Origin of the sequence: Neisseria sp., from assembly GCF_030530745.1 — a bacterium.
Lineage (GTDB): Bacteria > Pseudomonadota > Gammaproteobacteria > Burkholderiales > Neisseriaceae > Neisseria.
Map to the genome: position 1 here is coordinate 44,572 of NZ_JAUMUI010000006.1, position 25,108 is coordinate 69,679.

General features: G+C 54.8%; 23 protein-coding genes and 1 pseudogene. All 24 read left to right on the top strand.

What is annotated here, in order from left to right; translation table 11 throughout:
* The first annotated feature begins 23 nt into the window (after nt 1-23).
* The 24 genes and pseudogenes from Q3970_RS03725 (at nt 24) to Q3970_RS03835 (ending at nt 24,867) form a co-directional block, all read left to right on the top strand.
* A complete protein-coding gene (locus Q3970_RS03725; protein ID WP_303099266.1) occupies nt 24-1,298 on the top strand; it encodes a cell division protein ZipA C-terminal FtsZ-binding domain-containing protein in 1,275 nt (424 codons plus the stop codon).
* A 232-nt stretch (nt 1,299-1,530) separates the two neighbouring features.
* On the top strand, nt 1,531-1,803 hold the full coding sequence (locus Q3970_RS03730; protein ID WP_303099267.1) for an ACT domain-containing protein: 273 nt from the start codon (nt 1,531-1,533) through the stop codon (nt 1,801-1,803).
* Between the two features lie 12 nt (nt 1,804-1,815).
* A complete protein-coding gene (locus tag Q3970_RS03735; protein ID WP_303099268.1) occupies nt 1,816-3,177 on the top strand; it encodes a PFL family protein in 1,362 nt (453 codons plus the stop codon).
* A gap of 177 nt (nt 3,178-3,354) precedes the next feature.
* Complete coding sequence (locus Q3970_RS03740; RefSeq protein WP_303099269.1) at nt 3,355-4,161, top strand: DUF4198 domain-containing protein; 807 nt, start codon at nt 3,355-3,357, stop codon at nt 4,159-4,161.
* Nucleotides 4,162-4,278: 117 nt separating this feature from the next.
* The gene (gene zapE / locus Q3970_RS03745; protein ID WP_303099270.1) at nt 4,279-5,430 is read left to right on the top strand and encodes a cell division protein ZapE; all 1,152 of its coding nucleotides are present in this window, start codon (nt 4,279-4,281) and stop codon (nt 5,428-5,430) included.
* A 180-nt stretch (nt 5,431-5,610) separates the two neighbouring features.
* On the top strand, nt 5,611-6,036 hold the full coding sequence (ndk, locus tag Q3970_RS03750; protein ID WP_303099271.1) for a nucleoside-diphosphate kinase: 426 nt from the start codon (nt 5,611-5,613) through the stop codon (nt 6,034-6,036).
* Nucleotides 6,037-6,173: 137 nt separating this feature from the next.
* Nucleotides 6,174-7,274, top strand: a complete 1,101-nt coding sequence (gene rlmN / locus Q3970_RS03755) for a 23S rRNA (adenine(2503)-C(2))-methyltransferase RlmN (protein ID WP_303099272.1) — start codon at nt 6,174-6,176, stop codon at nt 7,272-7,274.
* Complete coding sequence (pilW, locus tag Q3970_RS03760) at nt 7,271-8,035, top strand: type IV pilus biogenesis/stability protein PilW (RefSeq protein ID WP_303099273.1); 765 nt, start codon at nt 7,271-7,273, stop codon at nt 8,033-8,035. The genes rlmN and pilW overlap by 4 nt, the downstream gene beginning before the upstream one ends.
* Nucleotides 8,035-8,904: a helix-turn-helix domain-containing protein gene (locus tag Q3970_RS03765; RefSeq protein ID WP_303099274.1), complete on the top strand. Its 870-nt coding sequence runs from the start codon at nt 8,035-8,037 to the stop codon at nt 8,902-8,904. Before pilW ends, Q3970_RS03765 begins: the two co-directional genes overlap by 1 nt.
* A complete protein-coding gene (gene ispG / locus Q3970_RS03770; RefSeq protein WP_303099275.1) occupies nt 8,901-10,172 on the top strand; it encodes a flavodoxin-dependent (E)-4-hydroxy-3-methylbut-2-enyl-diphosphate synthase in 1,272 nt (423 codons plus the stop codon). Before Q3970_RS03765 ends, ispG begins: the two co-directional genes overlap by 4 nt.
* 54 nt (nt 10,173-10,226) lie before the next feature.
* Nucleotides 10,227-10,625, top strand: coding sequence for a hypothetical protein (locus Q3970_RS03775; RefSeq protein WP_085367007.1), 399 nt, complete (start codon nt 10,227-10,229; stop codon nt 10,623-10,625).
* A gap of 38 nt (nt 10,626-10,663) precedes the next feature.
* Nucleotides 10,664-11,959, top strand: coding sequence for a histidine--tRNA ligase (gene hisS, locus Q3970_RS03780; protein ID WP_303099276.1), 1,296 nt, complete (start codon nt 10,664-10,666; stop codon nt 11,957-11,959).
* Nucleotides 11,960-12,589 (top strand): tetratricopeptide repeat protein, encoded by a 630-nt coding sequence (locus Q3970_RS03785; protein ID WP_303099277.1) that lies wholly within the window; start codon nt 11,960-11,962, stop codon nt 12,587-12,589.
* A gap of 216 nt (nt 12,590-12,805) precedes the next feature.
* Nucleotides 12,806-14,263, top strand: coding sequence for a ribosome biogenesis GTPase Der (der, locus tag Q3970_RS03790; protein ID WP_303099278.1), 1,458 nt, complete (start codon nt 12,806-12,808; stop codon nt 14,261-14,263).
* 154 nt (nt 14,264-14,417) lie between these two features.
* Nucleotides 14,418-14,573, top strand: a pseudogene (locus Q3970_RS10720) (lipoprotein signal peptidase).
* A gap of 151 nt (nt 14,574-14,724) precedes the next feature.
* Nucleotides 14,725-15,915: an acetylornithine/succinyldiaminopimelate transaminase gene (locus tag Q3970_RS03795; RefSeq protein ID WP_303099306.1), complete on the top strand. Its 1,191-nt coding sequence runs from the start codon at nt 14,725-14,727 to the stop codon at nt 15,913-15,915.
* A 63-nt stretch (nt 15,916-15,978) separates the two neighbouring features.
* Nucleotides 15,979-16,173: a Fe-S cluster assembly protein IscX gene (iscX, locus tag Q3970_RS03800; RefSeq protein ID WP_303099279.1), complete on the top strand. Its 195-nt coding sequence runs from the start codon at nt 15,979-15,981 to the stop codon at nt 16,171-16,173.
* A gap of 162 nt (nt 16,174-16,335) precedes the next feature.
* Complete coding sequence (locus tag Q3970_RS03805; RefSeq protein WP_303099280.1) at nt 16,336-17,328, top strand: asparaginase; 993 nt, start codon at nt 16,336-16,338, stop codon at nt 17,326-17,328.
* Between the two features lie 208 nt (nt 17,329-17,536).
* Nucleotides 17,537-18,313 (top strand): (S)-ureidoglycine aminohydrolase, encoded by a 777-nt coding sequence (gene allE / locus Q3970_RS03810; protein ID WP_303099281.1) that lies wholly within the window; start codon nt 17,537-17,539, stop codon nt 18,311-18,313.
* 68 nt (nt 18,314-18,381) lie between these two features.
* On the top strand, nt 18,382-19,410 hold the full coding sequence (locus Q3970_RS03815) for an aspartate carbamoyltransferase (protein ID WP_303099282.1): 1,029 nt from the start codon (nt 18,382-18,384) through the stop codon (nt 19,408-19,410).
* An 88-nt stretch (nt 19,411-19,498) separates the two neighbouring features.
* Complete coding sequence (locus tag Q3970_RS03820; RefSeq protein WP_303099283.1) at nt 19,499-20,923, top strand: YfcC family protein; 1,425 nt, start codon at nt 19,499-19,501, stop codon at nt 20,921-20,923.
* Nucleotides 20,924-20,984: 61 nt separating this feature from the next.
* A complete protein-coding gene (gene allB / locus Q3970_RS03825; protein WP_303099284.1) occupies nt 20,985-22,346 on the top strand; it encodes an allantoinase AllB in 1,362 nt (453 codons plus the stop codon).
* 83 nt (nt 22,347-22,429) lie between these two features.
* The gene (gene arcC / locus Q3970_RS03830; protein WP_303099285.1) at nt 22,430-23,359 is read left to right on the top strand and encodes a carbamate kinase; all 930 of its coding nucleotides are present in this window, start codon (nt 22,430-22,432) and stop codon (nt 23,357-23,359) included.
* Between the two features lie 455 nt (nt 23,360-23,814).
* Nucleotides 23,815-24,867: an AraC family transcriptional regulator gene (locus tag Q3970_RS03835; protein WP_303099286.1), complete on the top strand. Its 1,053-nt coding sequence runs from the start codon at nt 23,815-23,817 to the stop codon at nt 24,865-24,867.
* The last annotated feature ends 241 nt before the right edge of the window (nt 24,868-25,108 follow it).

Consider the following 25,108-nt stretch of genomic DNA (forward strand, 5'->3'; position numbering starts at 1 on the left):
CACGGACTAACGGATTATTACATATGAGTGAAACCACACTGATTATCGTCGTGCTTGTGCTCGCTGTTATTTTGGGCGTGATTGCCTACAATATGTATCAAGAAAACAAATACCGCCGGCAGGTGCGCGAGCAGTTCGGCCATTCCGATAAAGATGCCTTGATGGGCAGTAAAACCGATTTCGTGCGCGACGGCCAAACGCAAGACCGGTCGGGCGTGCCCCTGCGCGCCCTGAGGCAAAAAGACATTTCCGGACAGGAAGCCCCGGGCGGCGGCAAAGACGATTCATTTGCCGCCAAAGTTTCCGAAGCGGCGGCGGGCAAGCCCGACGTGGAGTTTGAAATGGAAGACGACTTCACCGAAACCGTTATCCAGCCCGAAGTCAAACCCGCCGATGCCGCTTTCGACTTCAAAAAAATGGCCGCGCCGGTGTTTTCGCAAACCAAGCTGCAAGGTAAACGCAAACTGCTGCTTGATTTGAACGACCTCACCAAACTCGAGCTGCCGTGGTTCGACCACCGTTTCGACTATATGGCCTATATCTCGTTGCACGAAGCGCAGGAGCTGCATTCCATCCCCCGCCTTTCCAGCCGCCACCGCTTCCAAATCGCCGGCTGCACCATGGACGACCGCTTTCAAATTGCAGAACCGATTCCCAGCGTTTACTACCAAGGTTTCGTTATCGGCCTGCAGGCTGTCAGCCGCAGCGGCCTGGCCACGGTGCAGGAGCTTGAAAATTTCGGCGATCAGGTGAACCGGTTTGCCGAAAAAATGGACGGCAGCCTGCTGCTCACTGATGTAGAAACGTTTTTAAACATCGCCCGCCCGCTCGACGAATTGTGTGCCCGCGTCGATCAAACCATAGCCATGCACCTTGTTTCGCGCGGAACCGTCAGCGGCACCGAGCTGCGCGCCGCCGTTGAAAACCTCGGTTTCGAGCTGGGTGTCGACGGCGCTTTCCACCTGCCCGACGGGCAGGGCGAGCCGCTGTTCAGCATCATCACGCTCGACAATTCGCCTTTCACTTCCAGCCTGCTTGCCAACCAGGCCTACCGCGGTTTCAGCATGTTGTTTGATATCACCCATGTGCCCGCAGGCGAGAAACAGTTCAACCGCTTTATGGATTTGGCAGTGAAACTTTCCAGCGCGCTGGGCTTGGATTTGGTGAACGACAAACTCGAAGAGCTTTCCACCCAATGGCTCAAAGACGTGCGCAGCTATGTGCTGGCGCGTCAGGAAGAAATGCAGAAAGTGGGCATCGAGCCGGGCGGCACATTGTCGAAACGCCTGTTTTCCTAACCGCATTCCGGTATAAAGCGCAAGGCCGTCTGAAAGGAAAGTTTTCAGACGGCCTTTGGTTTGCGGTAAAGCAAACAAACCCCGGGCAACCGCAGATTAAAGCCGGCAAAGGCATGGCAGCTCCCCCCTTTTTCTATACAATAGGCTTATTTTTTCAGACGGCCTTTTGTTTAAAAGCAGGCCGTCTGAAACCCCGTTTCAAGCCTCAAGCCCAACATTAAGGAAATGCAACATGAGCAATTCAGTGATTACCGTTATCGGCAAAGACCGCGTCGGCATCGTTTACGACGTATCCAAAATCCTTGCAGAACACAAGCTCAACATCCTCAACATCAGCCAGCAGCTGATGGATGATTTTTTCACCATGATTATTCTGGTGGATACCGCCGAATGCCCGAAACCGCGCCAGGAGATGCTGGATTTGTTTGCCGAAGAGGGCAAAAGGCTGGCGCTGGACATCCGAATGCAGAACGAAGAAATCTTCAATGCCATGCACCGCATTTAAAGGGGTTGAATCATGAGCAAAAGCATACAGTCCAACGAAATTCTCGAAACCGTGCGCATGGTGGCCGACCAGAATTTCGACGTGCGCACCATCACCATCGGCATCGACCTGCACGACTGCATCAGCAGCAATATCGACGAACTCAACCGCAACATCTACAACAAAATCACCCGCACCGGCAAAGATTTGGTTCAGACGGCCGCCTATCTTTCGGCCAAATACGGCGTGCCGATTGTGAACCAGCGCATTTCGGTAACGCCCATCGCCCAAATCGCCGCGGCCACCAAAGCCGATTCGTATGTGAGCGTGGCGCAAACCCTCGACCGCGCCGCGAAAGCCATCGGCGTGTCGTTTATCGGCGGCTTTTCCGCCTTGGTGCAGAAAGGCATGTCGCCCGCCGATGAAATCCTGATCCGTTCGATTCCCGAAGCCATGAAAACCACCGACATCGTGTGCAGCTCCATCAACATCGGCAGCACGCGCGCGGGCATCAATATGGATGCGGTGAAACTGGCGGGCGAAACCATCAAACGTACCGCCGAAATCACGCCCGAAGGCTTCGGCTGCGCCAAAATCGTAGTGTTCTGCAACGCGGTGGAAGACAATCCATTTATGGCGGGCGCCTTCCACGGCTCGGGCGAGGCCGATGCCGTGATTAACGTGGGCGTGTCCGGCCCCGGTGTGGTAAAGGCCGCGCTGGAAAATTCCGACGCGCGCACCCTAACCGAAGTGGCCGAAGTGGTGAAGAAAACCGCCTTCAAAATTACCCGCGTAGGAGAGTTAATCGGCCGCGAAGCCGCCAAACGCCTGAACATTCCGTTCGGCATTCTCGATTTGTCGCTTGCGCCCACGCCCGCCGTCGGCGATTCGGTGGCGCGCATCCTCGAACAAATGGGCTTGAGCGTGTGCGGCACCCACGGTACCACTGCCGCGCTGGCATTATTGAACGATGCCGTGAAAAAAGGCGGCATGATGGCCTCCAGCGCGGTGGGCGGCTTAAGCGGCGCGTTTATCCCTGTTTCGGAAGACGAAGGCATGATTGCCGCCGCCGAAGCGGGCGTGCTGACGCTCGACAAGCTCGAAGCCATGACCGCTGTCTGCTCGGTGGGGCTGGATATGGTGGCCGTGCCCGGCACTACGTCGGCGGCCACCATTTCCGGCATCATCGCCGACGAAGCCGCCATCGGCATGATCAACAGCAAAACCACCGCCGTGCGTATTATTCCCGTGCCCGGCAAAGGCGTGGGCGAATCGGTGGAATTCGGCGGCCTGCTGGGTTATGCGCCGATTATGCCCGTGAAAGAAGGCTCGTGCGAAGTGTTTGTGAAGCGCGGCGGCCGTATTCCTGCGCCGGTGCAGTCAATGAAGAATTAACCGGAAAGCAGGCGTTCTGCCGCTTGCCGCCAAGTTTTAATAGAGTTGTGAGAAACGGCATTTGAAAGTCATTGAGGCCGTCTGAAATATTTCAGACGGCCTCGGTTTATTTTTAACTTTGTATGTTATATTATAACAATAATTTTAATCCCTCATTTCCAACCAAGCGAGAAAACCATGAAAAAAGCAGCCTTGTTTACCTTAGCCGCCTTACTTTGCCCGGCAGCCGCCCACGCCCACCGCGTTTGGGTGGAAAGCGCCCACACCCACGGCGGCGAAATCCTTAAAGCCGAGCTTGGCTACGGCGAGTTTCCCGATATGGAGCCGATTGCCAAAGACCGCCTGCACATTTTTAGTAAACCCATGCAGCTTGTTACCGAAAAGGGCAAAGAAGATTTGGTGCAGAAAGGGCAGTATAACTATCAATACCAAAGCAAAAAGCCCGTGAAAGAAGGCAGCTATTTGGTTACCGCCGAATACCGGCCCACTTTCTGGTCGAAAAACAAAGCCGGCTGGAAGCAGGCCAGCATTAAAGAAATGCCCGATGCCGAGTATTGCGAGCAAACCCGTATGTACGGCAAAAACATTGTCAACGTCGGCCATGAAAGCGCCGGCACCAAAGTCATCACCCGCCCGGTAGGCCAGGGTTTGGAAATCGTGCCGCTCGACAACCCCGCCAATGTGCATGTGGGCGAGCGTTTCAAAGTGCGCGTGCTGTTTAACGGCGAGCCGCTGCCCGGTGCCGTTGTAACCGCCACTTTCGACGGCTTCGATACCAGTGACCGCAGTAAAAACCACAAAGTGGAAGCGCAGGCGTTTTACGATAAAACCGGCGACGACGGCAGCGTAGATATTATCCCGCTGCGCCAAGGCTTCTGGAAAGCCAATGTCGAGCACAAAGTCGATTTCCCCGACCAGAAAACCTGCCAGAAACAGGCCAGCTACACCACACTCACGTTCCAAATCGGCCATCAGGCACACTAATAACGGCGTGATTGCCTGCCCCAACCGTTTTCAGACGGCCTCTATTTTAAGAAACACTTGGAGGCCGTCTGAAATCATTTATAATGCGCCCATATTGATTTGCATAAACATTTATAGATGGATAATAAAAAAGGCCGGTTTGTTCCTCCCGATTTCGCCAACCACAGTCCGCTTACCTGGTATCAGGCAGCCTCGGAGCAGCCCGCGTTTATCCGCGACGCCGCCCAAGCCAAAGCCATCGAATATCTCGACCGGCTGTGGACAGAATTAATGATGTTTAAGCGCAAGCGCAACCGTTTTCTGGGCCGCAGCCTGCGTTCGCCGCAACTGCCCAAAGGGCTGTATTTTTACGGTGGGGTAGGGCGCGGCAAGAGTTTTCTGATGGACGTGTTTTACGGCTGCCTGCCTTACCGCCGCAAACGCCGCGTACACTTCCACGCCTTCATGGCCGAAGTGCACCGGCGCATGAAAGCCCTGAAAAGCGAAGCCAACCCGCTCAAAGCGGTGGCGGCGGAAATTGCCAAAGAAACCCGCGTGCTGTGTTTCGACGAATTCCACGTCAGCGATATTGCCGACGCCATGATTTTGGGGCGGTTGCTGGAAAACCTGTTTGAAGGCGGCGTGGTGCTGGTGGCAACCTCCAACTACGCACCCTCGGAACTCTACCCGCAAGGGCAGAACCGCAGCAGCTTTCTGCCCACCATCGCGCTGATTGAAAGCAAACTCACGGTTCTCAACGTGGACGGCGGCGAAGACTACCGCCTGCGCACCTTGAAACCCGCCGAAGTATTTTATGTGCCCGACAGCGAAGAAAACGAAGGCAAACTCGCCTCGCTGTTTGCCCAAGTGGCGCACGGAAAAGCCAAAAATCCCCGCCCGATTATCATACACGGGCGGGAACTGATGTGTAACGCGCACGACGACAAAGCCATCTGGTTCGATTTCCGCGCCCTGTGTTTCGGCCTCCGCTCGCAGGCCGACTATCTCTATTTGGCCGAGCGCTACGAAATGGTTTTTGTGTCGGGCATCGAGAAACTGAGCGAAGCCGAAAAGGCAGAGGCCCGCCGCCTCACTTGGCTGATAGACGTGTTATACGACTTCCGCGTTAAATTTTGCGCCACCAGCAAAGTTCCCGCCGAAGAAATCTATGTGGAAGGCGACTTCGCCCACGAATTCGTGCGCACCGTCAGCCGTATGGTAGAGATGCAGTCGGAAGAATATCTGACTCTGCCCCATTTAACGCTCGGCAAAAAAAATGCCGATATTTAACAAAATATTGGCAGAGTTTGATAAAATATGCGCCCCGATTTTTGTTTGAATCAAGAATAGAGAAAAGCAGGCGTTTGTGCCTGCCGGGAAACTTCATCAAGTTTCCTTATCAGGGCAACACGTAGGGCGGCGCTTTATGTGTCGTCCTGTATGTTGAAACATTAATTAAAGGAATTTTTCATGGCTATCGAACGTACTATTTCCATCATCAAACCCGATGCAGTTGCTAAAGATGTAATCGGCAAAATCTACAGCCGTTTCGAAAGCAACGGCCTGCGCATTATCGCCGCCAAAATGAAACACCTGAGCACCAAAGAAGCCCAAGATTTCTACGCCGTGCATAAAGATCGCCCGTTCTTTGCCGACCTGGTTGCCTTTATGACCAGCGGCCCCGTGATGATTCAAGTGCTCGAAGGCGAAAACGCCGTGGCTAAAAACCGCGAATTGATGGGTGCGACCAACCCGAAAGAAGCCGCCGCCGGCACCATCCGCGCCGACTTCGCAGAATCCATTGATGCCAACGCCGTACACGGTTCCGACAGTCTGGAAAACGCCGCTAAAGAAATTGCTTATTTCTTCAGCGAAAGCGAAATCTGCGTCCGCTAAGCGGCAGTGCGACTCTTCGGGCTGTCTGAATGCTTTCAGACGGCCTGAAGGTTTTTAGCTTTAAATGGCAGCTTCTGCAACTGCGACGCTTGCTGCAACCCCATGATAAAGCTTCCATTTAAAAGCTTGTAACGAACATGAAAACCAATCTGCTGAATTTCGATTTAAACGGACTGACCGAGCATTTCGCGCAAATGGGCGAAAAGCCTTTCCGAGCCAAACAGGTGATGCGCTGGATACACCAAGCCGGTGCCGCCGGTTTCGACGAGATGACCGACCTGGCCAAATCCCTTCGATCCAAACTGCAAGAGCAGGCCGAAGTGGCCGTACCCGCTTTGATGGCCGCGCAAGAATCTTCAGACGGCACCCGCAAATGGCTGCTTGACGTGGGAACCGGCAACGGCGTGGAAACCGTGTTTATTCCCGAAGCCGACCGCGGCACATTGTGTATTTCGTCGCAAGTGGGCTGTGCGTTGGAATGCACGTTCTGCTCCACCGGCAGGCAGGGCTTCAACCGAAACCTGAGTGCCGCCGAAATTATCGGCCAGCTTTGGTGGGCAAACAAAGCCATGGGCGTTACCCCGAAAAACGAGCGGGTTGTGTCCAATGTGGTGATGATGGGCATGGGCGAGCCACTGGCCAATTTCGACAATGTGGTTACCGCCTTGGGCATTATGCTTGACGACCACGGCTACGGCTTGTCGCGCCGCAGGGTAACGGTGTCCACATCCGGCATGGTGCCGCAGATGGACAGGCTGCGCGACGTGATGCCGGTGGCGTTGGCTGTGTCGCTGCATGCCTCTAATGATGCCGTGCGTAACGAAATCGTGCCCCTGAATAAAAAATATCCGCTTGGCGAACTGATGGCGGCCTGCCGCCGCTATCTCGAAAAAGCCCCGCGCGATTTCGTTACTTTCGAATATGTGATGCTCGACGGCATTAACGACGAAGCGCAGCATGCAAGGGAATTAATCGAATTGGTGCGCGATGTGCCGTGCAAATTCAACCTGATACCGTTCAACCCGTTCCCGAATTCGGGTTACCAGCGCTCGAGCAATGAAAACATCCGCGTGTTCCGCGATATCCTGCAGCAGGCGGGCTTTGTGGTTACCGTGCGTAAAACCCGCGGCGACGATATCGACGCCGCCTGCGGCCAGCTCGCCGGCCAAGTGAAAGACAAAACACGCCGCCAGGAAAAATGGCAGCAGATTACCATGCAACCTAAGGGGGTAACATGACCATCAAAAAAACAGCGGGAATCATCTTAACGGCACTGGCGCTAAGCGCCTGCGCAAGTGGAGCTTCGCAGCCGAGTGCGCGCGAACGTGCCGGGCAGATATCGAATATAAAGACACAGCTTGCCGTGGAATATCTTCGCGGAAAAGATTACCGCCAGGCAGTCAGCAGCATAGATGAAGCATTGAAGGAAAATCCGAAAAATGAAAATGCCTGGCTGATCCGCGCCCAAATCTACCAATATTTGAAAGTTAACGACAAAGCGCAGGAAAGTTTCCGAAAAGCCTTGTCTATCAAGCCGGACAGTGCGGAAATCAACAACAATTACGGTTGGTTTTTATGCAGTACGCAAAACCGCCCGAACGATGCGATGCCTTATTTCGATAAAGCACTGGCCGATCCCACCTATCCCAATCCGCATGTTGCCAACCTCAACAAAGGCATATGCAGTACTAAGACGGGTCAGTATTCTCTGGCGGAAGCTTATTTCGAGCGCGCTTTGGCTGCCGCACCGCAGTTTTACCCTGTTTTGAAAGAAATGGCGCGCACCAAAATGCTGGCCGGCAATTTAAGCGACGCCGATTATTATTTCCGCCAATATCAAAGCAAAGTTGATGTTTTGGGTGCAGACGATTTACTCTTGGGTTGGCGCCTGTACAGCGCCTTGGGCAATACGCAGGCGGCCTATGAATACGAGGCGCAGCTGCGTGCCAACTACCCCTATTCCGATGAACTGCAAACAATTACAACAGGACGTTTGTGATGACCGATAACCAGCAACCAGAACAACACGCCTCCAACAGTGCTGCGGCCGAGTTGGGTTCGAAACTGCGCCGGGCTCGCGAGCAGAAAGGCTATTCGATCGGTGAAGTAACCGAACGCCTGAAACTGTCGACCCACCAAATCGAAGGCTTGGAAAGCGGCAACTACGAAGGTTTGCCCGAATTGGTGTTTGTGCGCGGTTTTTTACGCACCTACGGTCGTTTTTTGGATTTGGACGATAATGAGATTGCCGTATTTTTAGACCGCATCGCGCCGCAAAACCGCAATAACCTCTATGCAGTCGAACGCGGCGGCAGTCAAACTCTGAATTACCAGCAAACCGAAGTGAAAAAATCGTTCCCTACCTGGATCTTGGGTGTGCTGACGGCGGTGGTTGTCGGCGGCGGCATTTATGTATGGCAGAATAAGTCCAACCAAGAATACGTCAAGCAGAGCGACAATATGGAACGCCCCGAGCTGGCGGGTACGACGGCAGGCAATCTTCAAGCCGGCAATATTTCGGTAGTGGCGATGGGCAGCGGTGCCGCGGCTTCGTCCGTTTCCGACTCTTCCGCCTCCGCCCCCGTTTCTCAGGATGCCGCTTCCGATGTCGTGCCGGTTGCCGCTGATGAATTGGCGGTTAAGGTGTTATACCGTTCCAACTTGGTTATCAAAGACAAAAACGGCGGTTTTGTCATCAACCGCATCGTGCCCGCCGGCAGCGAGCACCGCTTCAGAGGCGGCGCGCCGTATGAGGTTTGGATCGGCTATTCAATTGGTGCCACCGCCAATTACGGCGGCCGGGAAATCAATGTGCGCCAGCACTTAACCGGTAAAACCACTTCATCTTTCACCGTAGGCCAGCAATGAGTAATCCACCCTCCAACCGCCGCCAAACCCATCAAGTCCGCATCGACCATTTAACCGTAGGTTCTGATGCGCCTGTTGTGGTGCAGTCGATGACCAACACCGATACCGCCGATGCGGCGGGCACGGCGCAGCAGGTTAAAGAATTGAGCGATGCCGGCTCGGAGATGGTGCGGATTACCGTAAACAGCCCCGAAGCCGCCGCCAAGGTGGCGGAAATCAGAAGCCGCCTGGACGACATGGGCTGCAACACGCCGCTGGTGGGGGATTTTCACTTCAACGGCGAGCGCCTGCTGCAAGAGTTTCCCGACTGCGCCCGCGCATTGTCGAAATACCGTATCAACCCCGGTAATGTGGGCAAAGGCGCGAAAGGCGACGAAAAATTCGCCTATATGATCCGCACCGCCGCCGAACACGATAAAGCCGTACGCATCGGCGTGAACTGGGGTTCGCTCGATCAAAGCCTCGCCAAACGCATGATGGATGCCAATTTGGCTTCGGCAGCACCTAAGCCGCCCGAAGAGGTAATGAAAGAGACGCTGATTGTGTCGGCGTTGGAATCCGCACAAAAAGCGGTGGATTTGGGATTGCCCGAAAACAAAATTATTCTGTCGTGCAAGGTTAGCGCCGTGCAGGATTTGATTCAGGTTTACCGCGATTTGGGCGCACGCTGCGCTTACCCGCTGCACTTGGGCTTAACCGAAGCGGGCATGGGCAGCAAGGGCATTGTGGCTTCAACCGCCGCATTGGCCGTTTTGTTGCAGGAAGGCATAGGCGACACTATCCGCATTTCGCTCACCCCCGAGCCGGGCAGCCCGCGCACGCAGGAGGTGGTGGTGGCGCAGGAAATCCTGCAAACCATGGGTTTGCGTTCGTTTACGCCCATGGTTACCGCCTGCCCGGGCTGCGGACGCACCACCAGCACGGTGTTCCAAGAACTGGCGCGCGATATCCAGCAATACCTGCGCGACAAAATGACGGTTTGGCGCAGCCAATACCCCGGTGTGGAATCGTTGAACGTTGCCGTGATGGGCTGCGTGGTCAACGGCCCGGGCGAGAGCAAACTGGCCGACATCGGCATCAGCCTGCCCGGCACGGGCGAAACCCCCGTCGCCCCCGTGTATGTGGACGGCGAGCGAAAAGTAACGCTTAAAGGCGACAATATGGCCGCCGAATTTTTGGCTATTGTGCAGGAATACGTAGAAACCAACTATGGCGAAGGCGGTAAAAAACGCAACGAAAGCCGGGTGATTCCCATCAGCCCGGTGTAAAACCTGCCGTTATGTTTTCAGACGGCCTCAATATCCAAACCAGCGAGGTGGAAAATGGCACCCGATTTACGCGAATTGCTGTTGCAGCTTTATCTGCTCAACAACCCGAAAGCAGAACACAAAGTGTTTATCTATACCTATCAGGGCGTGAGCGACATGGCCGTGAACCCGTTTCAGTTTGTGGGCGCGGATTTGCTCGACAACGTTAAAAAAAGCCTGATTTTGCAGAACCTGCCCTCGGGAGAGATGATACAGGCCTTTGTTTCGCCGGCCGCTTCGGGCAAAAAACAGGCTTGGGAAGTTGAAAACACCATGCTTTACGGCAACAAAAGCGGCGTGTTGGTTTCTGTCGACCTCGATAAAGAAAGCATTGGTCAATCCGAAAAATACAAACAGTTTGCCGGTTTGACCACCAGTATGCTGCGTCAGTTTATCAACAGCGGCATCGAATAACAGGCCGTCTGAAAAAAGAATGTGAAAATCAGAAAACTATGGGACAAAAAATCCAAGCCGTTAAAGGCATGAACGATCTGCTGCCGGTGGAGCAGAAAGATTTCAAGCTCACCGCCGCTTTCTGGCAGGCGTTTGAAGATACCGTTGCCCGCTGGGCGCGCCGCTACGGCTACAACCAAATCCGCACCCCCATTTTGGAGCAGACCGGCCTGTTTGTGCGCTCCATCGGCGAAGAAACCGATGTGGTCGGCAAAGAAATGTACACTTTTGCCGATTCCAACGACAGGCTCAGCCTGAGCCTGCGCCCCGAAGGCACGGCATCGTGCCTGCGCGCAGTGGTCGAACACAACCTGCTGTATAACGGCCCGCAGAAATTATGGTATATGGGGCCGATGTTCCGCCGCGAACGCCCGCAGAAAGGGCGTTACCGCCAGTTTCACCAAGTGGGGGTGGAGGCTTTGGGTTTCGAAGGCCCCGATATTGATGCCGAAATCGTCGCCATGTCGGCAGATTTATGGAAAGAATTGGGTATACGCGACCATCTGGTTTTAGAAATCAACAGCTTGGGTAACCGCGAAGAGCGCGCCGCACACCGTGCCGCGCTGGTGGCCTATTTGGGCAGCCACCAAGACAAGCTCGACGAAGACAGCAGGCGCCGCCTGCACACCAACCCTCTGCGCGTGCTTGACAGCAAAAATCCCGATTTGCAGGAAATCTGCAACAACGCCCCGCACTTAACCGAATATTTGGGCGAAGCCTCGCGCGCGCACTATGCCGGCTTCAAAGCCATGCTCGACGGCCTGAACATCACCTATGTGGAAAACCCCCGCCTGGTACGCGGTTTGGACTACTACAACCAAACCGTGTTCGAATGGACAACCGACAAACTCGGCGCGCAGGCCACCGTTTGCGGCGGCGGCCGTTACGACGGCCTGATTGAAGAGCTGGGCGGCAAACCCGCGCCGTCCATCGGTTTTGCCATGGGCGTGGAACGCCTGCTGCTGCTGGTGCGCGACTACGGCTCGCTGGCGTATCAGGCCGCGCCGGATGTTTACGCCATGCACCAAGGCGAAGGCGCCGCTTTGCAGGCGATGAAACACGCCCAAACCCTGCGTGCCGCCGGATTCGATGTGTTGCAACACGCCGGCAGCCAAAGCCTGAAAGCGCAGATGAAAAAAGCCGATGCCAGCGGCGCGCGTTTCGCCCTGATTGTGGCGCAGAGCGAGCTTTCGGACGGCACCGTTACCCTTAAAGACCTCCAGGGCACCCACGGCCAAACCACCCTTGATGCCGCCCTGTTAACCTCCACCCTACAACAATGGAAGAATGATTAAATGGCTGCACACATTCAAGAACAGGAAGAACTCGAAAATTTCAAATATTTCTGGAAAAGCTGGGGCCGCTGGCTGTTTGCCGCGCTGGTAGCCGCCGCACTCGGTTATCTGGGTTATGTGCTTTATAAAAACCATCAGGTTAAAAAAGACCAGGAAGCCGCCGGTGTGCTGACGCAGCTGGTTGAAAAAGCGCAAAACAATGCCGATGCCAAAGCCGTAAATGCCGATTTGCAAAACCTCCAGCAAAACTATGCCGGCACGATTGCCGCCGCGCAGGCCACGTTTATGGTGGCGGGCACCGAGTTCGACAAAGGCAGCTACGACAATGCCGCCAACCATTTGAAATGGGTGCTGAAAAACCAGCAAAATCCAGTTGTGCAGGCAATGGCTGCCCAACGCTTGGCAGTTGTGCGCCTGCAGCAAAAAAAATACGAAGAAGCGCTGGATGTTTTAAACACCAAAGTAGATCCTGCTTTCGAGCCGCTGTTGCTTGAAACCAAAGGCGACATTTATCTGGCACAAGGCAAAAACAAAGAAGCCTTGCAGGTTTACGAACAGATTTTGGCGCAGCTGCCTAAAGATGCCGCCAACAGAGAGTCGGTGCAGTTTAAAGCCGACCAATTAAAATAAAGGCCGTCTGAAAACAGCAGGCAGGCTTGCAGAAAGCTTTCTGCAAGCCTGCTTGTTTGACGGCGTATAATCTTAAACCTCCGTGCTGCGGAATTACAGCTAACCCATTTTGAAACAAGCGAACCAACGCTGTAATGATTTTAAAGAGGGTAGACCATACAGCACCTGCTTGCCGCCCGAAACCTTTTCAGACGGCCTGACACAGAAAGAAAACCTATGAAACCCACCATCGCCCTAGTCGGCCGCCCCAATGTGGGCAAATCCACCCTGTTCAACCGCCTCACGCGCAGCAAAGACGCGCTGGTGCACGACCTGCCCGGCCTCACGCGCGACCGCCACTACGGCCACGGCCGGGTGGGCAGCAAACCCTATCTGGTTATCGATACCGGCGGCTTTGAACCGGTGGTTGACAGCGGCATTCTGCACGAAATGGCCAAGCAAACCCTGCAAGCGGTGGACGAAGCCGACGCCGTTGTGTTTTTGGTTGACGGCCGCACCGGCCTCACGCCGCAAGACAAAATCATCGCCGACCGCCTGCGCCAAAGCCCGCGCCCCGTTTATCTGGCCGTGAACAAAGGCGAGGGCGGCAATCAGGCCGTGCTGGCCGCCGAGTTTTACGAGCTGGCGCTGGGCGAGCCGCACGTGATTTCCGGCGCGCACGGCGACGGCGTGTATTACCTGATAGAAGACATCTTAGAAAACTTTCCCGATACCGAAGAAGAAACCGCCGCGCCCAAACACCCCGTATTTGCCGTTATCGGCCGCCCAAACGTGGGTAAATCCACGCTGGTGAACGCCATTCTCGGCGAAGAGCGCGTGATTGCCTTCGATATGGCCGGCACCACCCGCGACAGCATCCACATCGACTTCGAGCGCGAGGGTAAACCCTTCACCATTATCGACACCGCCGGCGTGCGCCGCCGCGGCAAAGTGGCAGAGGCGGTGGAAAAGTTTTCGGTAATCAAAGCCATGCAGGCCATCGAAGCGGCCAACGTGGCGGTGCTGGTGTTGGACGCGCAGCAGGACATCGCCGACCAAGACGCCACCATCGCCGGTTTCGCGCTCGAAGCGGGCAGGGCGCTGGTGGTGGCGGTGAACAAATGGGACGGTATCAGCGAAGAGCGGCGCGAACAGGTGAAACGCGACATCGCCCGCAAACTCTATTTTCTCGATTTCGCCAAGTTCCACTACATTTCCGCCCTGAAAGAGCGCGGCATAGACGGCTTGTTCGAGAGCATCCAATCGGCCTATAACGCCGCCATGATTAAAATGCCTACGCCGAAAATCACCCGCGTGCTGCAATCGGCAATCGAACGCCAAGCCCCGCCGCGCGCCGGCTTGGTGCGCCCGAAAATGCGCTATGCCCACCAGGGCGGCATGAACCCGCCGGTTATCGTGGTGCACGGCAATTCGCTGCAAGCGGTTTCCGACAGCTACACCCGCTATCTCACCCAAACCTTCCGCAAAGCCTTCAATTTGCAGGGCACGCCGCTGCGCATCCAATACAACGTGTCGGAGAACCCCTACGAAGAAGCGCAAGACAAGCCCAAGAAAAAACCGCTGCGCCGAGCCGCGTTGAGCAACCGCATCGAAAAACGCGAAGGGCGCAAAGAAGAAAAAAACCGCTTGAAAAAGAAAACCAAAGTGAGCGTGAAAAAGCTGCACAATAAATAAACGAAAGGCTCTAGGGGCTGTCGACATTTAACCGACGAAGCGGTTTTTTGAGGCAAAAACCGCTTCGCCGGCCAATTGTCAACAGACCCTAGTCTAGAGCCAACGAAATAAGCGCAGCATGAGGCCTTTGCAAAATTCGTCGGTATTTTTAAACTTGCATTCGCATTTCGAGACCTTTGTAAAACAGCCCGTTGCTCGCTCGTTTGCCTAACTCCATGTTATGTCTGCACTCGCTGCGCTACTGCGCCTTGAACTGCATCTAAATCTGGCTGTTTTACAAAGGTCTCGAAATGCGAATGCAAGCGTCTGAAAACCAAACGGCAGTTAGGATAACACTCAAAACCAAGGCTTTTTACCTGAGCACATTCCGTTTTCGGCACGATTGCGGTAAGGTTACGGCTTCAATCTAACGCCCGTGCAAACCGGCGTTTCAGGCCGCCTGAACCACTATCGGAAAGAACATCATGCAAAACTATCTCACGCCCAATTTCGCTTTCGCCCCGATTATTCCCGACCACGCCGCCGGAAGCCGCGTGTGGGATACCGAAGGACGGGAATATATCGACTTGGCAGGCGGCATCGCCGTTAACGCGCTCGGGCACTGCCACCCGCAATTGGTTGACGCCCTCAACCGCCAGGCTGCGAAGCTGTGGCATATTTCCAATATCTACACCACTGCTCCGGCGCAAATGCTGGCGGAAAAACTCACCGAACACACATTTGCCGACAAAGTGTTTTTCTGCAATTCCGGAGCCGAAGCCAACGAAGCCGCCCTGAAACTGGCGCGCAAATACGCGCGCGACCATTTCGGCGAAGATAAAACCGAAATCATCGCCTGCACAAACGCCTTTCACGGGCGTACGCTGTTCACCGTGTCGGTGGGCGGCCAACCCAAATACAGCCGCGATTTCGCCCCGCTGCCGGGCGGCATCACCCATATCCCCTACAACGATGCCGATGCGCTGGCCGCCGCCATATCGGAAAAAACCTGCGCCGTGATTATCGAGCCGGTTCAGGGAGAAAGCGGCGTTCTGCCTGCCGACGTTGAGTTCTTGCAAGCCGCCCGCCGCCTGTGCGATGAAAACCATGCGCTGCTGGTGTTCGACGAAGTGCAAACCGGCATGGGGCGCACCGGCAAACTGTTTGCCTATGAACATTACGGCGTACGCCCCGATATCCTCACCAGCGCCAAAGCCTTGGGTGGCGGCTTCCCCATCGGCGCAATGCTGACCACCGATGCCGTCGCACCCAGCTTCGCCCCCGGCACGCACGGCTCCACCTTCGGCGGCAACCCGTTGGCATGCGCTGTGGGCAATTGCGCCTTCGACATTATCAACACGCCCGAAACCCTGCAAAACGCAGCCAACCAAGGGAAAAAGCTGCAAACGGCGCTGGCCCGGCTGGGAGAAGAAACCGGCGTGTTTAAAGAAGTGCGCGGCATGGGGCTGTTGATCGGCTGCGTGCTGGCCGACGGTTATGCAGGCCGCGCGGGGGAGTTAACCCAAGCCGCACTGAAACACGGCCTGATGATTCTAGTGGCCGGCAGCAACGTAATCCGTTTTGCCCCAAGTCTGCTGCTGAACGATGAAGACCTGCAGGAGGGCATGGAACGCCTGCGTGCGGCGGTGTCGTCGTGGCGGCAGGGTGTGTAGATACACAGTTTCAAACCATCTTCAGACGGCCGAACAGGCCAACGGTAATAAGGAACCAGCAATATGAAATGGACCGACATCCAACGCATCGCCGAAGAACTTTACGACAACCACCCCGACACAGACCCGAAAACCATACGCTTCACCCAATTGCGCGAGTTGATTATCAACCTGCCCGATTTTGACGACGACCCTGTGCGCAGCGGCGAAAAAATCCTCGAAGCCGTGCAGCAGGCGTGGATAAATGAGGCCGGATGATTTTATGAAGGCCGTCTGAAAAAGCATTTCTGCGTTTCAGACGGCCTGCACCGTTTCGATGCAGAATTTTGAAAAAATCAAACCAATCGGGGGAATGTCTTCCGGCCGAATTTTTCAGCCGGCCATATCTATCATTCCGACATCGGACAAACAGGAAAACATATGCAGAATTTAAAATCCATTTTCGTACTCTACACCGGCGGCACCATCGGCATGAGCCAAAGCGGGCAGGGCCTGCGCCCCGATACCGCGCTGGCGGGGAAGGCACTGGTGCCGTTTGCCGGCCGTTTCCGTTTCGACTGGCACTTATGCGATCCGTTAATCGACTCTTCGGCGGTTACGCTTGACGATTGGCAAGGCTGGCTGCAACTTGCGGCAGAAAAAATCCCGCAATACGACGGCGTGCTGGTGCTGCACGGCACCGACACGCTGGCCTATGCGGCCAACCTGTTCGCGCTCGCCCTGCAGGGTTTGGACAAGCCCGTGGTGCTGACCGGTTCGCAATGGCCTTACGATGCCGAAAACAGCGATGCGCCGCTTAATCTCGCCACCGCCGTGGCCGCTTTCGAGCTGGATTTGCGCGAAACTGTGATTGCCTTTAACGGCAAACTGTTCCCCGCCGTGGGCAGCAGCAAAATCAGCACCGAAAGTGCGGCGGGCTTCGGCAACCCGCATTTCGGCGTGTTGGCGGAATGGTCGCCCGAACAAAACTGGCACAACGTGCGCATCAGGCCGTCTGAAAAAACAGCGCAGGCTTTGCAGGTGCGCCCGTTGAGCGCGCAGGCCAAAGTGGTTTGCACCACCCTGATTCCCGGTTTTGCCGCACAAGCCTTTGCAAACGGCCTCGGCAGCAGCGGCGCAGATGCCGTGGTGCTGCAAAGCTACGGCCACGGCAACGCGCCCGCAGATGCCGGTTTTATCGAAGCCGTGCGGCAGTTCACCGCCAAAGGCGGCCTGCTGCTCAACATCAGCCAAGTGCAGCAAGGCAACGCCGCCGCCGTATATGCGCAGGGCAGTGCGCTGCGCCAAGCGGGCGTGGTGAACGGCGGCAAAGCCAATTTGGAAACCGCCGCCGTTTTGCTGACGCTGGCGGTCAGCGGCGGCTGGCAGGCTGAGCGCTTACGGCAGGAGTTGGTTGGTTTGGGGCTGGTGTAGTTATCATTGTCTTGAGATAAGGCCGTCTGAAAACAGGTTACGCATGGCGATGCGCCTGTTTTTCAGACGGCCTTTATTTTATTTGGCTGTATTTGGCGCGCAAAGACAGTGGTTTGTCGCAGCAGACTAAAGCCTGCGGGAGAGCAGGGGGCTATATTGGCAGCAACAATCATGTGATTGCCGTTTGTTATGAGTCAGGAGAACGAAAATGCCGGGTTATCCGCAAGATATTTTACAAAACCGTTCGGTAGTCAAACACGGAAATTATGCGGTTATTACACCGCAAGGCCGCGTAATCAATGTGGTTCCGGGAATTGAAGACTGCCAGATGACCATTCTGGCCACACCGAAAATGGGTGCAAGTTTCGTCCAGTTAATCGGCCAATTGGGTGCAAATGCGAAAACCACACTGGCCTATGGTGCCAAGCCGCATGAAGAGGCCTTTATTTATCTGCTCGACGGCGAAGCCGAGCTGAAAGTAACGGTCGGTGGTGAAAGCCGTGTGCTGAAGCAGGGCGGTTATGCCTACGCGCCGCCCGGAGCGGGCATCGGTTTTGAAAACAGCAATCATCAGGCCGGACGCATTTTGCTCTACAAACAGCGTTATGTAGAGCATCCGGCGGGACTGAAACCTTATACGGTATTCGGCAGTGTACATGATATCGAATGGGCGGATTACGACGGTATGGCCAATGTGCATATTAAAGATTTGCTGCCTATCGAGCAGAATTTCGATATGAATATGCATATTTTGAGCTTCGACCCGGGTGCCAGCCACAACATCATCGAAACCCATGTTCAGGAGCACGGTGCCTATGTGTATGAAGGGCAGGGCTGCTATCTGCTTGATGAAAACTGGTATTTGATTAAGGAAGAAGACTTTATCTGGTTCGGCCCGTACTGCAAACAAGCTTCCTATGCCGTAGGACGCGGACCGTTTACCTATATTTATTCCAAAGACTGCCACCGCGACGTGGAAATTTGAACAACCGCAAACAGGCCGTCTGAAAGCCTGAAATTCTTTTCAGACGGCCATCACAAAGGAGCATTATCATGGCTTTAGACAAAAACTTCAAAACTTTAGATATCCGAGAAACCTTGGCCGCCACCAATATGCGCGGCAAAAACATCACTTTTTTGGACGATTTTAAGCGCGAAGAAATCCTTTCGCTGTTTAAGGCGGCCGAAATGATGGAGCCGTTTTTGCGCACGGGGCTCGACCTGCTGAAAGGCAAGGTGCTCTATACCCTGTTTTTCCAACCTTCCACGCGCACCCGCTGCAGCCACGAAAATGCCATGCTGCGTTTGGGCGGCGGCGTGATTACCGAGTCCGATCCGCAGCACAATGCCGCCGTGGCGAAAAACGAGAGCCTTTACGACACGCTGCGGGTAACGTCGGAATACGCCGATGTAATCGTGATGCGCCACCCCGACGATAAAGAAGCCTTGGGCGCATTAGACGAGTTGGGCAGCTACGTTTCGCCGGTGATTTCGGGCGGCTACGGCCACGTTACCCACCCGACGCAGGGCTTGCTCGACTGCTATACCTGCTGGCGCGCGTTCGGCGATTTGAGCAATGCCACGGTTGCCATTGCCACCCCCGATCTTTCACGCGCACGTTCCGGCCAGTCGTTTGCGCTGGCGCTGGCTTCGATGGGTGCCAAGATTATCTACACCGGTACCAGCGAGCTGCGAACCCCCGAAGTGGTGCGCGACAAGCTCAAAGCGATGGGTGCGCATTTCGAAGAACATTTCGACTTAACCGAAAAGCAAAACGAAGAGCTTTATGCCGAAAATGCGGTGGATTTGATTTATCTGCCGGGCTGTTCGGTGAAAAAAGACGACCCCAACCGCGAAGACTTCATGAAGAAAATGATGAACTATTATATTTCGCTCGATATGCTGCAACGCATCAAAGCGAAAAGCGGCAAGGTAGTCGGCGTACACCACTCTTTACCGCGAAACCCGGGCGAATTTGATTTCAGCATCGACAACACCGAACACCAGTTGTATTTCCGTGCGATCGGCTTCTCGGTAGCGGTGCGGATGGCACTGTTGAGCGCGGTTGTCGGCGTAGACTGAATCTGCCTCAGAGTAAGCCGAAAAACAGTGGGCTGCCGCTGGTTGTTCGGGCGGCAGCCTGTTTGACAGAAACTTAAGGAGTTGTGTCATGAGTGCGCAAAAACCAAAAAAATCTTTCAAAATGCCCGATATTTATATTGTGCTGGCAGTATTTATTTTAGTGGTTGCCGCGCTGACCTATATTGTTCCGGCGGGTGAGTACGAACGGCAGGCCATCGAAACCTCTCACGGTGTGCAAAACCTGGTGGTGGCGGGAACCTATCACCAAATCGAACAGCAGCCCGTAGGCTTTATGGATTTGGTAACCGCCATTCCCGACGGCCTGAAACGGGCGGCGGGCATTGTGTTTCTCACATTTATGGTAGGCGGCTGTATGGGTTTGATCAAACGTGCAGGGCTGATTGATATGGGTGTGCAGAAACTGAGCACGGCCGTAGGCAATAAAGATATTCTGGTGATTCCGATTTTAATCACGATTTTTGCCGGGCTGGCTGCATTTATCGGCGTGCCTGAGCTGTCGCTGGCTTACCTGCCCGTGCTGCTGCCGCTGTTTTACCGCTTGGGCTACGACGGCATGACGGCAATGGCGGTGGCGCTTTTGGGGCCCTGTATGGGTTTTACATTCGGTCTGACCATTCCGGGTTCTGTCGGGGTGGGGCAGCAGATTGCCCAACTGCCGATGTTTTCAGGCTCGGCTTTCCGCGCAGTAGTGTTGGCATGCGTGGTGCTGATTGTCATTCTGTATGTGATGCGCTATGCCGTTAAAGTGAAGCGTAACCCCGAGGCCAGCCTCACTTACGAGAGCGACCGCGAAATGCGTGCCAAATTGGCTGCGGAAGATACGGAAAAAGGTGAAATGGTGTTCAACGCGCGCCAGAAATATGCCGGTATCGCCTGCATGGTTCTGTTTCCGGTTGCCATTGTCATGATTTTGAAAAACAACTTGGGGTTTGAGGCCATCGGCGGGCTGTTTCTCTTTATCGGTATCGCCGCAGCCGCCGTTGCAGGCAAATCGGCACAGCAGATTTGCGACGATGTGAATGCAGGTATGCGCGATATGATGGTGGCAGCACTGTTGTGCGGCGTGGCCTCTGCCATTGCCGTGGTGATGGATAAAGGTGTGATTACCGATACCTTGGTGTTTTGGCTCGAAAGCATGATGCGTTCGGTGCCGCCGGAACTTACCGCTATTGCGATTTTCTGGGAGCAGTCGTTGTTTAACTTTCTGATTCCGGGCGCAACCGCTCTGACCGTATTGACTATGCCGATTATTTCGCCTTTGGCCAGCCTGCTTGATATTTCGCAACAGGCGGTGGTGTCGGCCAACGCATGGGGCGGACAGCTTACCGATATTTTCTTCCCCACTTCCGGTTTCTTTGTAGCCACGCTGGTGATTGCCAAGGTGGAATACGGTAAATGGCTGCGTTTCTATACCCCGCTGATGCTGATGCTCGGCCTGCTTGCCAGCGTTGCGCTCTATTTCATGCAGTCTGCCGGTATTGGTGCGATGTAGCTTGGTTTTTCAGACGGCCTGATGTTTTAAACAATAGGCCGTCTGAAAGAAGGAGAACGAAATGTATGATTTACTGATTAAGAACGGCTTGTTGGTTTTGCCGGAGCAAATGCTGCACGGCGATATTGCAGTGAAAGACGGAAAAATAGCCGCCATTGCGCCCCGGCTTGAGGGCAGTGCCGGAAAAACCGTCGATGCCCGCCACTGCTATGTGCTGCCCGGTATGGTAGACGTGCATATGCATATTTCCGAGCCGGGCCGTACCGAGTGGGAAGGTTACGTTACCGGCACGCAGGCGATGGCCGCAGGCGGCACGACTTCTTATGTGGAAATGCCGCTCAACACCATTCCCGCCACCATCGATGCGGAAACGATGGAAATCAAACGCCGCGCCGCCGAAGGGCAGAACCATGTGGACTATGCGTTTTTCGGCGGACTTGTGCCGCACAACATCGACAAGCTCAAAGAACTTTCCCAAGCGGGCGCGGCCGCCTTCAAAGCCTTCGTCGCCACCTGCGGTTCCGACAAACCCGGCGATTTTAAAAACGTAACCGATTTCGAGCTGTACGAAGGCATGAAAGTATTGGCCGAAACAGGCGATTTGCTGGTAGTGCACTGCGAAAACGCCACGCTCACCGACGGCTTGGGGCGCAAAGCCAAAGCGGAAGGCAAAACCCTGGTCAGCGACTATGTGGCCACCCGCCCGGTTTTCACCGAAGTCGAAGCCGTCCGCCGCGTTTTGTATCTGGCCGAACAGACCGGCTGCCGCATCCACATTGCCCATTGCAGCTGCGCCGAAGCCGTAGAAGCCGTTTTGGAAGCCCGGGCGCGCGGCGTCGATGCCAGCTGCGAGAGCTGCGTGCACTACCTGCTCTTGGCCACCGAAGATTTGGACGCCATCGGTCCCAAAGCCAAATGTTCGCCCCCCATACGCGACCGCGCCCACCAGGCGCAGCTTTGGCGGCTTTTGGAAGAAGGTATCTTGGACATCATCTGTTCCGATCACTCGCCCTGCACGCCTGATTTGAAAGCCGATCCCAACGCATTCAAAGCATGGGGCGGTATTTCGGGCTGCCAAAACAGCGTGGACGCGCTGTTTGATGCAGCGGTCAAACAGCGCAACATCAGCCCTGTGGTACTGATGAATGCACTGGCCACCCGCCCCGCCGAACGCTTCGGTCTGATCGACAAAGGCGCACTGGCCTTGGGTAAAGATGCCGACATCGTGTTGCTCGATCCCAACCAAAGCTACACGCTGACTGCCGACAAACTCTTCTACAAAAACAAATTCAGCGCCTACGAAGGCATGGAAATCGGCTGCCGCATCAGCGCCACGTTTGTGCGCGGACAGGAAGTCTATTCGCTGGAGCGCGGTTTCGGCAAACCGTCGGGCATCAGAACCCGTTTGCGTAAAGACGTTTGACGCAGCAAGGTTTTCAGACTGCCTGATTTGACCGGCAGGCCGTCTGAATTCCCCGGTATTATTTCAGATTAAAGGAGATGACCATGAGAATCGTTATTGCACTGGGCGGCAACGCCCTGCTCAAACGCGGAGAGCCGTTAACTTCTTCCAATCAGAGGGCCAACGTGCGCGAAGCCTGCGAACAAATCGCCAAAATCTATCCGGGCAACCAACTTATCATTACTCACGGCAACGGGCCGCAAGTCGGCCTGATGGCTTTGCAGAGCAATGCTTACAAAGATGTGCCCATGTATCCGCTTGATGTTTTGGGTGCGGAATCGGTCGGCATGATCGGCTATATGATTCAGCAGGAGCTGGCCAATTTCGTGCCTAAAGAGGCTTCGCTGACCACCGTGTTAACCCAAACCGAAGTCGATCCCAAAGACCCTGCCTTCCAAAAACCGAGCAAGCCGGTCGGTCCCGTATACAGCAAAGAAGAAGCCGATGCCGTCGCCGCCGAAAAAGGTTGGACGATGGCTCAAGACAACGACAAATACCGCCGTGTCGTCCCAAGCCCGCTGCCCACGCGTATTTTCGGGCTTAAGCCGTTGAAAACCCTTATCGAAAACAACTATATATTGATTTGCGCGGGCGGCGGCGGGATTCCCACCTATTACGACGAATCGGGAAGATTGTGCGGTGCCGAGGCGGTGATAGATAAAGACTTGGCTACAGCTTTGCTGGCCGCGTCGGTAGATGCCGATATGTTGGTTATCGCTACCGACATTGATGGTGTCTACCTTGACTGGGGTACGGAAAAGCAGCGCCTTGTGCATGCGGCAAACCCTGATGAAATCGAAAAAATCGATTTTGCCGCAGGCTCGATGGGGCCGAAAGTCCAAGCGGCGGCCAATTTTGCCCGTTCAACCGGCAAAACAGCAGTAATCGGCGCTTTGCGCGATATCGAACGCATCGTGTCGGGAGGGGCGGGCACGCGCATCAGCACAGGAACCTGCGGCATCAGATGCCGTTGAAACTCCGTTTTGCAAACAGAAATACTTCGGGCCGTCTGAAACCGTTTTCCTGTTTGAAAAACGGTTTCAGACGGCCCAAGCCTATGTTTTATTCTGTCTGCCTCTGTTTGTGATTTTGGCAATTATCAAATAATTTATTTTTTCATTAGGGGCTGTCGACATTTAACCGACGAAGCGGTTTTTTGAGGCAAAAACCGCGTATGCCAGGCAAAAAGCGCAGCAAGGTTGAACACCTTGCGAGCATTTTTAACGCCGCAGACGGGGTATTTTGGCCAAAAATACCGCCGTTGCGTTGAATGTTGACAGACCCTAGGGCATTGTATGCCGATAATTTTCTTATTTTTATCAATTTTTGCCTGTTTTGCGCATCGGTTTCGGCAGTGCAGAGTGATTGTTAAATATAATTGCCTAAATAGTTAAAATTTTATATCGAAGAAGGCAGAGGAGAAAATGAGATGGCAACCGGAAAAAATACCGTTCATGCCCACGTGGCCGGACACAGTGTATTGGCAAGCTGGGTTTCTTCTATCTGCCAGACGGCACGGGGTTACGGTGTCGACCCGCTGCCGCTCCTCTCCCGCTCGAATCTGGACGCAAGGCTGCTGCACATTCCCGATGCGCGTTTTCCCGTGGAAGACGTGCGCCGCTTTTGGAATGCTCTGATTCAGGCGACGGGCGATCCGCTGTTCGGCCTGCAGGTGGGCAGGGAGATTCAGGCGCCCGCCCTGCAGGGTTTGGGCCTGGCTGTGATCTCGTGCGGCTCGCTGTCTGATTTGATGATGATGATGGTGCGCTACTGTCAGATGATTTCCACTACCATGAGAATCAGTTTCGATCATCCGCCCGAACTGAAAGGCACCAAGCTGGTTTTGCATTCCGAGGGCGGCTCCGAGCCGATGAATTCGGCGCGGCTGGCGGTTTTGGCCTTTATCTACCGTCAGGCATGCAGCCTGGCGCAACACCCTGTCAAACCTGTTTCTGTAACCTTGTCGATACCCTCCTGCGGCGGCACTGAGCGTTTGGACGGCTATTTTCAGACGGCCGTCAACCTGGGTTGCGAAAAAGATTCGATCAGCTTTGCCTATGCAGACACGATAGAGCCTTATGCAGGTGCAAACCCGCAACTTGCGGATATGAATGCGGCCGTGGTCGGCCGTTATCTGAACCGCTTGAGAAAAATGGATACCGCCGCACAGGTGGACAGGCTGATACGCGATGAACTGAAAAACGGTGAGCCCGGCCTGTGCGGCATTGCCGCCAAACTCCACCTGTCGCCGCGCACCCTGCAGCGCCGCCTGAACGAAGGCGGGCATTCTTTCAGCAGCCTGCTCGACGGTATCCGCCGCGATATGGCGCACGATTTGCTGATGCACAGTAATGCCAGCATAACCGAAATCGGCTTCAGGCTCGGTTTTTCTGATTTGAGCAATTTCATCCGTGCCTGCCGCCGCTGGTTCGGCTGCACGCCCCAACAGCACAGGGAAAGCAGCCTGCTTATCGGTGTTTGAACGCCGGCAGCCGGCAGCGGTCGTATGGCGCGGAACAACAGGTGCTTGTCGCATGATGACAGGGTGTATCCGTCCTGTTTTTATATAGTGGATATAAGAGTGTGTTTGAACGGCGCGGCGGGCCGGCGGTTTTGTTTGAAACGTTTCGGCAGAAATGTCAAACAGCCCGTTTCAGACAGGAAAACGCAGGCAGTTGCAGATACCGCCGCAGAAATGAAACGGCTCGGCCGCAACTACGGTT

Excerpts from the sequence above, each read along its gene's own strand:
- Q3970_RS03785 (WP_303099277.1), top strand. The coding sequence starts at position 11,960 with ATGGCTGCACACATTCAAGAACAGGAAGAACTCGAAAATTTCAAATAT.
- Q3970_RS03735 (WP_303099268.1), top strand. The coding sequence starts at position 1,816 with ATGAGCAAAAGCATACAGTCCAACGAAATTCTCGAAACCGTGCGCATG.
- arcC (WP_303099285.1), top strand. The coding sequence starts at position 22,430 with ATGAGAATCGTTATTGCACTGGGCGGCAACGCCCTGCTCAAACGCGGA.
- ndk (WP_303099271.1), top strand. The coding sequence starts at position 5,611 with ATGGCTATCGAACGTACTATTTCCATCATCAAACCCGATGCAGTTGCT.
- Q3970_RS03740 (WP_303099269.1), top strand. The coding sequence starts at position 3,355 with ATGAAAAAAGCAGCCTTGTTTACCTTAGCCGCCTTACTTTGCCCGGCA.
- Q3970_RS03725 (WP_303099266.1), top strand. The coding sequence starts at position 24 with ATGAGTGAAACCACACTGATTATCGTCGTGCTTGTGCTCGCTGTTATT.
- Q3970_RS03815 (WP_303099282.1), top strand. The coding sequence starts at position 18,382 with ATGGCTTTAGACAAAAACTTCAAAACTTTAGATATCCGAGAAACCTTG.
- Q3970_RS03765 (WP_303099274.1), top strand. The coding sequence starts at position 8,035 with ATGACCGATAACCAGCAACCAGAACAACACGCCTCCAACAGTGCTGCG.
- Q3970_RS03835 (WP_303099286.1), top strand. The coding sequence starts at position 23,815 with ATGGCAACCGGAAAAAATACCGTTCATGCCCACGTGGCCGGACACAGT.
- allE (WP_303099281.1), top strand. The coding sequence starts at position 17,537 with ATGCCGGGTTATCCGCAAGATATTTTACAAAACCGTTCGGTAGTCAAA.
- hisS (WP_303099276.1), top strand. The coding sequence starts at position 10,664 with ATGGGACAAAAAATCCAAGCCGTTAAAGGCATGAACGATCTGCTGCCG.
- rlmN (WP_303099272.1), top strand. The coding sequence starts at position 6,174 with ATGAAAACCAATCTGCTGAATTTCGATTTAAACGGACTGACCGAGCAT.
- Q3970_RS03820 (WP_303099283.1), top strand. The coding sequence starts at position 19,499 with ATGAGTGCGCAAAAACCAAAAAAATCTTTCAAAATGCCCGATATTTAT.
- der (WP_303099278.1), top strand. The coding sequence starts at position 12,806 with ATGAAACCCACCATCGCCCTAGTCGGCCGCCCCAATGTGGGCAAATCC.
- pilW (WP_303099273.1), top strand. The coding sequence starts at position 7,271 with ATGACCATCAAAAAAACAGCGGGAATCATCTTAACGGCACTGGCGCTA.
- ispG (WP_303099275.1), top strand. The coding sequence starts at position 8,901 with ATGAGTAATCCACCCTCCAACCGCCGCCAAACCCATCAAGTCCGCATC.
- Q3970_RS03775 (WP_085367007.1), top strand. The coding sequence starts at position 10,227 with ATGGCACCCGATTTACGCGAATTGCTGTTGCAGCTTTATCTGCTCAAC.
- zapE (WP_303099270.1), top strand. The coding sequence starts at position 4,279 with ATGGATAATAAAAAAGGCCGGTTTGTTCCTCCCGATTTCGCCAACCAC.
- iscX (WP_303099279.1), top strand. The coding sequence starts at position 15,979 with ATGAAATGGACCGACATCCAACGCATCGCCGAAGAACTTTACGACAAC.
- allB (WP_303099284.1), top strand. The coding sequence starts at position 20,985 with ATGTATGATTTACTGATTAAGAACGGCTTGTTGGTTTTGCCGGAGCAA.
- Q3970_RS03730 (WP_303099267.1), top strand. The coding sequence starts at position 1,531 with ATGAGCAATTCAGTGATTACCGTTATCGGCAAAGACCGCGTCGGCATC.
- Q3970_RS03805 (WP_303099280.1), top strand. The coding sequence starts at position 16,336 with ATGCAGAATTTAAAATCCATTTTCGTACTCTACACCGGCGGCACCATC.